An 11,569-nucleotide genomic window follows, 5' to 3' on the forward strand; every position below is an offset into this window, starting at 1 on the left:
CGCGCATTAGAGTGAGTCACGAGGACCTCCGTTTGAGTTGGTGTGACCGTCGACAAGCCACACCCAACGGGGGTCCTCCCCACTACGTCAACCCTTCCCAGTGTCACCAACCTGTCTGCCACCAACACCTAGGGTGGGGCCGAGCCCACGCGGGGCGCGCGGCGCCCCGGGAACCAGTCGAGCTGAAGGACCGGCCATGACCGCCACCCGCATCGCCACCGAGAACGCCCCCGCCGCCGTCGGCCCCTACTCGCAGGCCGTCGAGGCCGGCGGAACCGTCTACGTCTCCGGCCAGATCCCGCTCGTGCCGGCCACCGGTCAGATCGTCGAGGGCGGCATCGAGGCGCAGGCCGAGCAGTCCCTCAAGAACGTCGGCGCGATCCTCGAGGCCGCGGGCCTCGGCTACGGCGACGTCGTCAAGACGACCGTCCTGCTCGCCGACATCAACGACTTCGTCGCCGTCAACGAGGTCTACGCCCGCTTCTTCAGCGGCGAGGTCCTCCCTGCGCGCGCCGCCTTCGGCGTGGCCGCCCTGCCCAAGGGTGCCGGCGTCGAGATCGAGGCCGTCGCCGTCCGCTCCTGAGCCGCCCGGCGGCGGTTCGGCCGCCCCGGATGGTGCTCTGAGCGGGTCAGAGCCCGGAGGCCCGGTGCCGGCTGCACGAGGATCCGCATGACTCCGCGGATACCGCCCGGCGCGTCCGACGCTCCGGAGTCCCTGACCCGCTGAGAGCGCCAGAACGGCCGCCGCGTCGGCTCCTCCGTGGCGGCCGCAGGCGTAGCCGGGCGTGCCGGTACGCTGGCGCGCATGTCGAAGAAGAAGCGCCAGCAGCGCCGTCGTGACACCGCCGCGGACGCGGCTCCCAAGGCCCCCAAGAAGAAGCCGATCCCCTTCGTCGCCCGCCCCTTCGAGGGCCTGGCCGCGGAGGAGGACCTCGTCGCGATGGCTCAGATCATCCCGGCTGCCACCGCCCGCGTGCGCCTCGACGAGGCGCACGGCGGCCAGGAGGTCCAGATCGTCACGCTCCTGCCCGAGCTCGCGCAGGGCATGAAGCGCGCCGACGGCGAGGTCCTCGTCGCGCTGCAGACGACCATGCACTCGGGTGACGCCAGCCGCGACGTCGCCGCCGCCCTGCTCTCCACCCTCGAGCTCGAGGACGGCAAGGGCCTCATGATGGAGGGCCTGCCCGAGCCCGGCGAGCGCCTCCAGGACGTCCTCGACCCCGACTTCACGCCGCAGGTGAGCGTCCGCGAGTCCTTCGACTTCTGGCTCTCCGAGGAGCAGAAGGACGACGCGAACGCCGTCAAAGCCATCGAGGACGCCAAGGACGAGATCGCCCCGACCGTCCCCGTCCCGGGCGTCGAGCACGCCTACTGGTGCCGCATGAACGGCAAGGAGTTCGTCCGCTGGGTGCGCGGTGAGGACGAGGACGTCTTCTTCAACGCCTTCGCGAAGGTGCACGCGGCTCGTCAGTCGTCCCTCGAGGAGGGCGCGGACTTCATCGGCGCCTTCCGCGCGCTCGGCCTCGCGATCCCCGTGTGGGAGCTCAACCGCGGCACTGAGGCCGACGAGCTGACCAAGCCCCTGCAGGACCTCGGCGAGCGCCTCGACGCCGCGCTCGCCGACAACGCCCCGCTGGACGCCGCCGCCCGCCGCGCGAAGGCCGGGATCATCTCACGGCAGGTGAACCTGTGAGCGCTCGCGGCTGAGGGCACGGCGCCCTCGAACGTGGACGGTGCCCGCCGTCGGAGTCCCGACGGCGGGCACCGTCGCGCCTGGTCGGAGCCGGTTTCCGCTGCCAGCGGCATCAGGCGGCTCAGCGCGCGCCTGCTCCGCCGCACCCTTAGAGTCGAGTAGCGAGCGCTTCGCGAGCGTCGGGATCTCGACGCCGGGAGTGCCGCAGTGAGGAGGAGCCATGAGCTCGCAGGACTCGAACCACGAGACCACTGACCAGCTGACGTTCCAGAACCCCGTCACGCGATACCCCAAGATCGAGCCGCCCGAGCAGCACCAGCCCGAGCCCGGCCTCGATGCGAGGCTCGCCCCGAAGGCCGACCTCGGCGCAGAGTCGTACCGCGGCACGGGTCGTCTCCAGGGCCGCAAGGCGCTCATCACCGGAGCCGACTCCGGCATCGGCGGCGCGGTGGCGATCGCCTTCGCCCGTGAGGGTGCGGACGTCGCCCTCACCTACCTGCCCTCCGAGCAGGAGGACGCCGAGGCCGTGCGCGACGCCGTCAAGGACACCGGGCGCACGATCGTCCTCCTGCCCGGCGACCTGGCCGACCGCGAGTTCTGCGTGCAGGTGGTCGACGACGCCGCCAAGGCTCTGGGCGGTCTGGACGTCCTCGTCAACAACGCCGGACGGCAGATCGCCGTCGAGGGCGGGCTCGAGGAGCTGACGGACGAGCAGGTGGAGGACGTCTTCAACGTCAACATCCTCGCGATGTTCCGCGTGACCAGGCAGGCGCTGAAGTACCTGAAGCCGGGCTCCTCGATCGTCAACTCGACGTCGATCCAGGCCTACGACCCCTCGCCGGAGCTGCTGGACTACGCCTCGACGAAGGCCGCGATCAACAACTTCAGCAAGGGGCTGGCCGAGGAGCTGGCCCCCAAGGGCATCCGCGTCAACGCGGTGGCGCCGGGGCCGATCTGGACGCCGCTGCAGGTCTCGGACGGGCAGCCGAAGGAGGACCTGCCGGAGTTCGGGCACAGCACGGGGCTCGGCCGCGCCGGGCAGCCGACCGAGCTCGCGCCCGCGTACGTGTTCCTCGCGTCCAGCGAGTCGAGCTATGTCATCGGGGAGACGCTCCACGTCAACGGCGGTCGCGCGACGCCGTGATCAGTGAGCCGGCCGCCAGTCGGCCGTGGGGACTGAGGTGCCCGCCGTCGGAGCTCTCCGACGACGGGCACCGTCGCGTTCTGGGCGGAGCGTTCGGGCCGTCGTCGTCGAGTGGGGTCCTGGCAGGGTGACAGAACTTACCAAATGAGAATGGTTCACACCTATAGTGGTGGGTGACGGGCCGGCCAGTCCGGCCCCGCGGTCAGTACCGCGGCAGTCCCACTGAAGGAGCGACCATGAACGAGCAGCAGCTCGAGCGGATGCGGAACGGGAAGGGCTTCATCGCGGCCCTCGACCAGTCGGGCGGCTCCACCCCCAAGGCGCTCGCGGCGTACGGCGTCGGCGAGGACCGGTACTCCAGCGAGTCCGAGATGTTCGACCTCGTGCACGCCATGCGCACCCGCGTCATCACCGACCCGGCTTTCACCAAGGACCGGATCCTCGGCGCGATCCTCTTCGAGCGGACCATGAACAGCCGCGTGGAGGGCCGTCCCACCGCCGAGTACCTGTGGGAGGAGAAGGGCGTCGTCCCCTTCCTCAAGATCGACAAGGGCCTGGAGGAGGAGCGCGACCACGCCCGCCTCATGAAGCCCATTCCGGGTCTCGCGCTCACCCTCGAGGAGGCGCGCGGCAAGGGGATCTTCGGGACGAAGGAGCGCTCGGTCATTCTCGACGCCGACCCCGCCGGCGTGCGCGCCGTCGTCGACCAGCAGTTCGAGCTCGCGTGGAAGGTGGTGGGCGCCGGACTCGTGCCGATCATCGAGCCCGAGGTCGACATCCACGCGCCGCGCAAGGAGGAGGCCGAGCAGCTGATCCTGGAGGAGATCTCCCGCCACCTCAGGGCCCTGCCCGAGGGATTCGACGTCATGCTCAAGCTGACGATCCCGAGCGTCGACGGCTTCTACTCCGAGCTCATGAAGAACCCGCACGTGGTGCGGATCGTCGCCCTGTCCGGCGGCTACGAGCGCGATGACGCCGATGAGCGCCTCGCCCGCAACCCCGGACTCATCGCCAGCTTCTCGCGCGCCCTGCTCGAGGGGCTCGCCGACCAGCAGACCGACGAGCAGTTCCACCGGACGCTCGACGCCTCCATCGAGGAGATCTACCGGGCCAGCATCGTCTGACCGGTCGATCGGACCTCTGGGTGGCGCCCCGAGTCAGTGGTGCACCGCCGCACGTACGGCCGCCGTCGGGATGGGAGCCCCGGCGGCGATCGTACCTCCCCTATTCCCCCTCCCCTGTTCCCTGAAGTTAGTGATGAAATTAGGCATGAGCGACCGGAAACGAAGTTTCCAGAATGTATGATTTTTGAATCACCGCGTTTTCGATAGAGGATGTAAATGCGTCCAACATCATCAGAACCTTGTCGTAAATCTCGTCGAAATCTTCAATAGTGAGAGTCTCGTACTCTCCGTGAGCTATTGAATTACGTTTTGCCACCAAGCGCGTGTCGATTAGATTGGCCTCCGTCTGATACAACGATGAGTCCAGGCCGAGTCGATCGACGATATTTAGAAGTACACTGCTGCTGAGGTTCGACTCCGTGTCGACTAGGTTCACGTCAAGATTTACGGGAGCTGACAGTCCTGATCTGATTAGCGTCGCGAACGTTGTGTGAGGTCTCGGCGCCTTGGCTTTCGATAATTCCGTCATGCGACTCTTGAGTGCAAACCCTAAAAGGGGGTCGGAGAGATCGCAGCAGCGCAATTTCTGTTGGTTTAGGAAGTCGACGTAGTTGACGGAGATCGCCTTGATCCACCCTTCCCAGTGTGCGTACAGCAGCGCTGTGGCGGCGCGGACAGTAATCTTCTGGTGACTGCGCCTGGCGTTGTGGACGGCGAACCGGATCGTTGTCAATTCCTGCTTCCGCCAGGAAGTCTCCCGAGTAATGGCGTCAACAAAGTTCTCGGATGTGCGCAATTTAGATGACATGTCACGGCTTAAATTACTTTGACGCGAGGAGTTCTCGACCCTTGGGGATCATCATCGCGAGCCGCTGGTCCGTGGACTTTCCAGTGGCGAAACGGGTGGTCATGTCTCCCTGCATCCAAAGCTCCTTCGCGGCCTCGAGAGTGTCGGTTCTGTACGGCTGGTCTGCCTGAATAAGATAGCCAAGGCCGAGTGCGATGACTTCGTAGGCAGTATTTAAGAATCCACCTTTGAAACGCCCTGAATCGGGATACCATCGCCGAAAAATGTCAGGACTCTCAGACTGATCAAGCAGGTCGAATGTCGCTTTGAATGCCTTTTCGTAGGGTTCCCGAATCTCGTTGTAGTGCTCAGCCATGTGACGCGCGTTCTTCTCGAGCTTCTCTTGAAAGTTAGTTAATGCGCCTGGAACGTCCTCCTCTTGATGAAGCCAGAAGAATCGAAGAACAAGCTCCTCGTCATACTTGGTTGAGATATTTGAGTCAGATAGGCGCGTCGTGTTTACGAAAGGCTCGTACTTCGCCAGTTCGGACACCCAAGAAACGAAGTCGGAATTGATTGAAACTAGGGTCGCGTTACGAATTTCTTGTGGCGTGAGTGACGATCCAAAGCTATTTAGCCTCTGGAACAGGTCATACTTTGCCTCACCCTTGGATGAACGCTTGATGATCTTGATGTCGAATTTTGCTCGCTTAATGTCTCGCCGTTGTGCCGGTGTCAGACTGGGGGCATCTTCAGTCCTCCAGCGCAGTCCGTTGAGGGATGGTAGCAACTCGGTGCCGCGAAGTTGGAGAGGCGGTTCGTCGTCCAGCAAGTCCTGAAGTTGCAGTAAGGTTGAGACGCGCTGAAGGCCGTCGACCAGTTCCCAACGACCATCGTCATCTTGGGATACGAAAATAGAGGGAATGGGAATTCCTAAAAGGATACTTTCGATAAGTCGAGACTTTTGCTGATCATCCCATCGAAACAGTCTCTGAAATGCAGGCGAAATCACAAGGTCGCCTTCTTTGTAAAGGTTGGTTATTTCCCCGATGCTCATGGGGTATCCGTCGGTTTGGATGTCTTTGCGTGCCTGATCCAGCTCTTGTTCAAGTTCGTTGGTCATGGGGGCTCCTTCAGGATGAGGTATAGACGACAGCTCCAGGGTACTCCTGAACGGGGCTGTGCAGGAGACGGCAGCTCGCGTAACTCGTTATGATCAGGTTGAGGGGCGTTGCGGGCGGGGCGGTCGTCTGATTAGGGGACATGGCCGCTAGGTTTCTCGCATGGTATGGGCCCTTGAAGTCGGCACTACTGAATGGCTGCTCAGGGCTCCTTGGAACGTGAACTCGCTCGGCATAGCGATGCCGCTCGTCGCACAGATCGGCGACGCCGAGGTACCCGAACGTCTCTCGCAGCATGTCAATGCGGTGGTGGCTCGTCGTCTGGAGGGCCTCAAGGATGAGGCCGGGGTAGAGGGTGTACGGGGGATTCTGGGGGAGATTGGCGAGTCTGCGAAAACACCTGCAGGGTAGCGTGGTGAGGTTCTCGGCATCATGCCTGCGAATAGGCTCTTCGAGGAGTCGTATGTCCGCACGTGTCCGTAGCCACCGCTCAACGACGCGGCTCTCCTGACGAATGTGCGCCACGATCCGTCACTTACCGGCGAGGTTCGCGCCGAACTCGCGTCAGCAGAAGCCGTTGACCTACTCTGTGCCTTCGTGAAGTCGAGCGCGCTTCAACTCATCGACGACGAGTGCGTTGTGTTCAAGCGGCGCGGTGGCCGATTCTGTGTCATCACGACGACGTCCATCGGTGCCACCAAGCGCGATGCACTTGATCGCCTCGTTTGCGAGTTCGGTGCACAGCGAGCACATCGAATCGTGTCGGTGTTTCCCGACCAAACTTGAACAGACTGCGGGTCGCAACCGAAAGGAAGGTGGCACCTAAGCCTGACGGGAGCGATCGAACATATTCACAGAATATGAATCACGGCAGAGCTGTTCTGCTAGCTGGGCCCGGTGCGCGATCGGGAGTCCGCCGGTCATGGGGTGGTGAGGCCCTGGCGCCCTCGCAGGTAGGATGCCCAAATTGCAACCGACAAGCGGTCGGTCAACCTCTCCCATTCTCGGTCGACATGGGGTAAGATGCGCCTCGCGAGACAACGGCCCATGCCAGTAGTGGCCTGGTGAATGAGCTGATGACCTATATGAGCGATGGGGAAATATCACGGGGATATGTCTCGCGATTGGAGTGGTGATATAGGGGAGGACAACGACGAAGGTTCTGATCAGTGAGAGGTTTAGTTGGTAGGTGGTCGCGACGTTCCTCGCGGCGGATATTTGAAAGAAAAGTCTTATGGTTGATTATCCAAGCAGCGCCGTGGCGCCCGACGGAAAACTTTGGTGGGACGAGCATGATCAGAAGATCGTTCCTGGCACGAAAGGTGCGCTGCCGAGAATGGCAGCCTGGTTGCGCTGGAACGTGAAGCCCGGCGAGCGATTTAGTACGCGGGAGCTTCGGTCGGTGCTCGGTGGGATGACGCAGGAACATTTCCAGCGTCGTCAACGCGAGCTCCGTGACTATGGGTGGAAGTATCTTTCGGCGAAGGAGGATCCATCGCTTGGAGAGGAGTGTGAGCTCCTGGAATATGGATGGTGGCCTGGGGAGGGCCGACGACCTGGCCGCAGCTCCATCTCAGCGAAGCTTCGCCGTGAGGTCTTTGAACGCGATGGGCGTCGTTGCGTGATCTGTGGCCGTGCGGCGGGCGAAGAGTACGAGGATGGTGGGCGAGTTGTCTTGACCGCCGGTCATGTTGTGGCGAACTCGCACGGTGGGGTGGCGTCGCTGGACAATCTGCAGACCGAGTGCCGTCGTTGCAATGAGTCGGCCCGTGCCGACACGGGTACGCCGCTCGATCCAGCGGCAGTGCTCGAGGCTGTGCGCAATCTGAAGCGTGCCGAGAAGAGTACCTTGCTTGACTGGCTCAGCCAGGGGCAGCGGACGCGGAGCAAGCTGGATGCTGTTTACGATCAAGTAAGGCTTGGGGGACCTCAAGTTCGTACGGCCGTGGTCGACTACCTGATGGAGCTGGAAGCTCGGAGCTCGCGCGGTTAGGGACGTTGGCCCGTATCTGAGAGCTCAAATGCGTTCCGGATGTGGTTTCCCACTGCCTGGGCGACAGGCGGGGGGAAAGCATTTCCGATCTGTCGGCATGCGTTGGTCTTGCGACCTGTGATCTTCCATGAGTCGGGGAATCCCTGGATACGCGCCATCATCTTGGGTGTCAGGCGAGGTGTGCCTTCGAAGTCGGGTGCCGGGGGCTCGTCAGCAATGGTATTGCCAGTGACCCCCAACGCAGCCCATGCCTTTCGAGCACGGGTCGGCCCCAGATCCGGCCCCCCATGCCTCTTGGAGCCCCCGACGAGAGTCGGGGCGATCTTGTCGGCTCCTGCAGCCCAGGCTTCCGCGCCTGGCCAACCGGCTGCTCCCATCAGGTCGATCAGCGTTGTGCCCACGGTGGGCGTGTCCTCGGGGTGAGGCGCTGGCCAGCTGAAGTTGGCAAAGTCCATAGGCTGGAGGGCGACAAGGATGGCGCGCGGTCTGAGCTGGGGAACTCCGTAGTCGGATGCTTGGATGAGCTTCCACTCGCCCTGGTATCCGAGACTGCCGAGATGCTCGAGAATCTCGGCGCGATAGCTGTCGAACTTCGGGTCGAGTAGGCCTCGGACGTTCTCGATCATGACGCCGCGTGGCTCGAGTTCTGCGACGAGGTTGATCGCGCGGTCGAAAAGGTTTCGCTCGTCGTTCTTACCGAGCTGGCGGCCGGCGACGGAGAACGGCGGACAAGGGACGCCGCCGGCGAACAGATCCACGGCGTGTAGAGACTGATCAGGTTCCCACATGTTGAGGTCGCCCTGGATGACGTTCCAGTTGGGGCGATTGTGCCGGAGGGTGCGGCAAGCCCAGTCCTCCAACTCGACCAGAGCCTTGTGCTCGAAGCCGGCGAGCTCGAGTCCGAGAGCCTGGCCGCCTGCGCCTGCGCAGACCTCCACCGATGTGTAAGGGGTAGTCGTGCTCAAGCGATGTCTCCCCGGGTCGTTGGGCTGATGCTAATGGAGTCAACCCTGAATCTACTGGCGATCTTCCCGCTCTTCCGATCGCTGTGCGGTGATGTCTGACTCCAGCCCCGGCCCCCGGGTGTCCGATTCTGCATGACGAGGCCCGCGTGCCCGGTTGTCTCTCCGGGCCCGCGGGCCTTCGTCGCTGAGGCGACTCGCCGCGGGGCTCCCAAACCCGGCAGGTGCCTGCCTCCTTCGCCAGAGCGAGGAGCCCGGGCTCCCTAGGACCCGCGCCCTCTCGGTCCGGACAGGTCGTCGGGTTCCCCAACCCTCGCTGCCCGTTCCGTCTGGCGGCAGGAACGAGATAACCCGCCGTCCCTGGGAGGTCACCCGGAAAGAACCTGTGGGAACCGTAGGAGTGCGGCGGGACGCCGTCCGGCATCGCTCCCACGGCCAGCGCGCCGGAGGACGCGCCCTCCCCAGGGCGGGGCGACCAGGTGTGTCGCTGTGCGCGCGGGCGGACGTTGCTGGGTTGTCGAGCGTGCCCGCCCCGCCGGGACGGCTCGTGGTCAGGGGAGGAACCTGTCGCCATTGACGGGCCCTCGCCCCCAACAATGGCATGACTTGCGCCTTGTGAGGGTGACCTAGGTCATGTGTGCGGGAGCGGCCGCCCCGAATGCCAGCAACGGTGCGGCCCCGACCGCTCGAGCTCGGCGCGTCGCGTGCGGGCGCGCAATTTTCCGCGTGATTCATCGTGAAAATGTCCGTGTCAGCCTTTCCGCAGGCCCGGGGCTGGTTCGGCCTCTCTCGGGCTCTTCGAGGGCGGCTCAGTGAGCTCCTGCGAGCCTGGGACAATGGCCCCGGGTCGTCAGCTCATCCGGAATGGCTCACGTCCGTGGCGTGGCGCGGGCGTACGCCGAGATCGGCGTCGGGCTCGGCTCGCACCCGCGCCGCTCACGGCTGGGCTCGGAGATGCCCGTGCAGGCCCCGGCTTGCGGATCGTCCTCATGAGGCGCACAGTGGGGGGGCGACAGATACCCCCCACCCGTATATGGAGCTCTCATGAAGCGCACCCTGACCGCCGCTGCGGCCCTCGCCCTGTCCCTCACCCTCGCCGCCTGCTCCGGCTCCGCGACCGACGCCTCCTCCTCCGCCGCGACCGACGCCTCCTCCTCCGCGACGGCCACGCAGATGGCCACCGACATGAGCAGCACCATGGCCACCCCCATGGACGAGGAGTCCGCCCCCAGCATGTCCAGCGCCGGCGCCACGGACGGCTCCACCTCGATGTCCGGCACGGGCGAGATGGGCTCCTCCGACGGCTCCGTCCCCGCCGGCCTCGAGACGGCGACCAGCCCCACCTACCCGGTGGGCACCACGGTCACCATCACCGCCACCCACATGGACGGCATGGAGGGAGCCACCGGCACCGTCGTCGGCGCCTACACGACCACCGTCTACGCCGTGGACTACACGCCCACCACCGGGGGCGCCGAGGTCAAGGACCACAAGTGGGTCATCCAGCAGGAGATCAAGGACGCCGGCTCCCAGGACTACGCCGTCGGCGACGAGGTCACCCTCACCGCGGACCACATGGAGGGCATGGACGGAGCCAAGGCCACCATCGCCGAGGTCAGCCACGAGACCGTCTACATGGTCGACTACACGCCCACCACCGGGGGCGCCGAGGTCAAGAACCACAAGTGGGTCGTCGAGTCCGAGCTCCAGCCGGCAGCGTGATCGCACGGGTGCCGGGTACCAGGCGGGCGCCCGCCGCACCCTGCACCCGGGTGAAAGCCCCGACGCACCCGCACCGCCCCGGCCCGGCACGGTCACGTCGACCGCCTGGGCGGCTAGCCTGGGCGCGTGAACGCGTCCGACACCCCTCAGAGCGACACCCCTCAGGGCGGAGACCGGAAGCCCGGTCGGGAGCAGGCGCGGGCCTCCGAGCAGAAGGTCGCCGTCATCATTCCCGCCAAGGATGAGGCTGAGCGCATCGCCACCACCGTGCGAGCCTGCCGCGCGATCCCGCGCGTCGACCTCGTCGTCGTCGTCGACGACGGCTCGGCCGACGGGACCCAGGACCATGCGCGCGCCGCCGGCGCCGTCACCGTCCGCCACTCCGTCACCCGCGGCAAGGCCTCCGCCATGGAGACCGGCGCCAGCGTCGTCGGCATGCGCGACTACGTCGACGGCCCCTCCCGCCTCCTCCTCTTCATCGACGCCGACCTCGGCGAGTCCGCCGCCGCCTGCGCGGACCTCGTCCCGCCCGTCCTCGACGGCGCCGCCGACATGTCGATCGCCGCACCGCCCAAGCAGGCCGGTGCGGGAGGCCACGGTCGCGTCGTGCGCGCCGCCCGGACCGCCATCGCCACCGCCACCGGCTGGGCGCCTGTCGCGCCCCTGTCCGGCCAGCGCTGCCTCACCCGCGCCGCCTACGACGCCGCCGCCCCCCTCGCCCCCGGCTGGGGCGTCGAGGTCGGCCTGTCCATCGACGTCCTCGTCGCCGGCCTCGCCGTCATCGAGGTCCCCTGCGACATCACCCACCGCGTCTCCGTCAACGACTCCGCCGGCCGCATGCACCGCGCCGCCCAGTACCGCGACGTCATACGCGCCGTCACCCACCGCAGGCTCCACGGCGTGCGTGTGCGCCCCCACGTCTTCGAGGCCGCCGTCCGCGACGAGGCGCCCTTCCGCCCCTACCGCGCGGTCCCCGAGCGGGCCTGACGGGCGCCGGGCCGCTGGGACTCCTCAGCGGTTCCC

Annotated in this window: 12 protein-coding genes; 9 read left to right on the forward strand and 3 right to left on the reverse strand. The window is 65.5% G+C overall.

The annotated features are described in order from the left end of the window. Positions 1 to 196 precede the first annotated feature (196 nt). From IXW69_RS04490 to IXW69_RS04505, 4 genes are all read left to right on the forward strand, one after another. On the forward strand, positions 197 to 583 hold the full coding sequence (locus tag IXW69_RS04490; protein WP_194785177.1) for a RidA family protein: 387 nt from the start codon (positions 197 to 199) through the stop codon (positions 581 to 583). A 222-nt stretch (positions 584 to 805) separates the two neighbouring features. Further along, positions 806 to 1,693, forward strand: a complete 888-nt coding sequence (locus IXW69_RS04495) for a DUF5926 family protein (RefSeq protein WP_194785178.1) — start codon at positions 806 to 808, stop codon at positions 1,691 to 1,693. A gap of 220 nt (positions 1,694 to 1,913) precedes the next feature. After that, positions 1,914 to 2,837, forward strand: a complete 924-nt coding sequence (locus IXW69_RS04500; protein WP_194785179.1) for an SDR family oxidoreductase — start codon at positions 1,914 to 1,916, stop codon at positions 2,835 to 2,837. Positions 2,838 to 3,073: 236 nt separating this feature from the next. Then, entirely contained in the window at positions 3,074 to 3,961 is an 888-nt protein-coding gene (locus tag IXW69_RS04505; RefSeq protein ID WP_194785180.1) for a fructose bisphosphate aldolase, read from the forward strand. 139 nt (positions 3,962 to 4,100) lie between these two features. On the opposite strand, the gene IXW69_RS04510 is transcribed toward IXW69_RS04505, so the two are convergent. Next, the gene (locus tag IXW69_RS04510; protein WP_194785181.1) at positions 4,101 to 4,757 is read right to left on the reverse strand and encodes an MAE_28990/MAE_18760 family HEPN-like nuclease; all 657 of its coding nucleotides are present in this window, start codon (positions 4,755 to 4,757) and stop codon (positions 4,101 to 4,103) included. A 25-nt stretch (positions 4,758 to 4,782) separates the two neighbouring features. Beyond that, complete coding sequence (locus tag IXW69_RS04515; protein WP_194785182.1) at positions 4,783 to 5,871, reverse strand: DUF262 domain-containing protein; 1,089 nt, start codon at positions 5,869 to 5,871, stop codon at positions 4,783 to 4,785. Positions 5,872 to 6,031: 160 nt separating this feature from the next. Between IXW69_RS04515 and IXW69_RS04520 the strand changes: the two genes are divergently transcribed. The 3 genes from IXW69_RS04520 to IXW69_RS04530 all read left to right on the forward strand — a co-directional run bounded on the left by IXW69_RS04520 (position 6,032) and on the right by IXW69_RS04530 (position 7,862). Continuing rightward, positions 6,032 to 6,280, forward strand: coding sequence for a hypothetical protein (locus IXW69_RS04520; RefSeq protein ID WP_194785183.1), 249 nt, complete (start codon positions 6,032 to 6,034; stop codon positions 6,278 to 6,280). A 105-nt stretch (positions 6,281 to 6,385) separates the two neighbouring features. Continuing rightward, on the forward strand, positions 6,386 to 6,655 hold the full coding sequence (locus tag IXW69_RS04525) for a phospholipase D-like domain-containing protein (RefSeq protein WP_194785184.1): 270 nt from the start codon (positions 6,386 to 6,388) through the stop codon (positions 6,653 to 6,655). A gap of 448 nt (positions 6,656 to 7,103) precedes the next feature. Then, on the forward strand, positions 7,104 to 7,862 hold the full coding sequence (locus IXW69_RS04530) for an HNH endonuclease (RefSeq protein ID WP_194785185.1): 759 nt from the start codon (positions 7,104 to 7,106) through the stop codon (positions 7,860 to 7,862). On the opposite strand, the gene IXW69_RS04535 is transcribed toward IXW69_RS04530, so the two are convergent. After that, a complete protein-coding gene (locus IXW69_RS04535) occupies positions 7,859 to 8,827 on the reverse strand; it encodes a DNA cytosine methyltransferase (RefSeq protein ID WP_194785186.1) in 969 nt (322 codons plus the stop codon). The genes IXW69_RS04530 and IXW69_RS04535 overlap by 4 nt on opposite strands. A 1,041-nt stretch (positions 8,828 to 9,868) precedes the next feature. Between IXW69_RS04535 and IXW69_RS11875 the strand changes: the two genes are divergently transcribed. Both IXW69_RS11875 and IXW69_RS04545 read left to right on the forward strand, forming a co-directional pair. Continuing rightward, the gene (locus IXW69_RS11875; protein ID WP_194785187.1) at positions 9,869 to 10,546 is read left to right on the forward strand and encodes a YdhK family protein; all 678 of its coding nucleotides are present in this window, start codon (positions 9,869 to 9,871) and stop codon (positions 10,544 to 10,546) included. Between the two features lie 225 nt (positions 10,547 to 10,771). Then, a complete protein-coding gene (locus IXW69_RS04545; protein WP_323745183.1) occupies positions 10,772 to 11,533 on the forward strand; it encodes a glycosyltransferase in 762 nt (253 codons plus the stop codon). Positions 11,534 to 11,569: the final 36 nt, after the last annotated feature.

Origin of the sequence: Actinomyces haliotis (assembly GCF_015355765.1) — a bacterium.
GTDB lineage: Bacteria > Actinomycetota > Actinomycetes > Actinomycetales > Actinomycetaceae > Actinomyces > Actinomyces haliotis.

Coding starts and splice junctions, on each gene's coding strand:
- IXW69_RS04490 (WP_194785177.1), top strand. CDS start 197: ATGACCGCCACCCGCATCGCCACCGAGAACGCCCCCGCCGCCGTCGGC.
- IXW69_RS04495 (WP_194785178.1), top strand. CDS start 806: ATGTCGAAGAAGAAGCGCCAGCAGCGCCGTCGTGACACCGCCGCGGAC.
- IXW69_RS04500 (WP_194785179.1), top strand. CDS start 1,914: ATGAGCTCGCAGGACTCGAACCACGAGACCACTGACCAGCTGACGTTC.
- IXW69_RS04505 (WP_194785180.1), top strand. CDS start 3,074: ATGAACGAGCAGCAGCTCGAGCGGATGCGGAACGGGAAGGGCTTCATC.
- IXW69_RS04515 (WP_194785182.1), bottom strand. CDS start 5,871: ATGACCAACGAACTTGAACAAGAGCTGGATCAGGCACGCAAAGACATC.
- IXW69_RS04520 (WP_194785183.1), top strand. CDS start 6,032: ATGGTATGGGCCCTTGAAGTCGGCACTACTGAATGGCTGCTCAGGGCT.
- IXW69_RS04530 (WP_194785185.1), top strand. CDS start 7,104: ATGGTTGATTATCCAAGCAGCGCCGTGGCGCCCGACGGAAAACTTTGG.
- IXW69_RS11875 (WP_194785187.1), top strand. CDS start 9,869: ATGAAGCGCACCCTGACCGCCGCTGCGGCCCTCGCCCTGTCCCTCACC.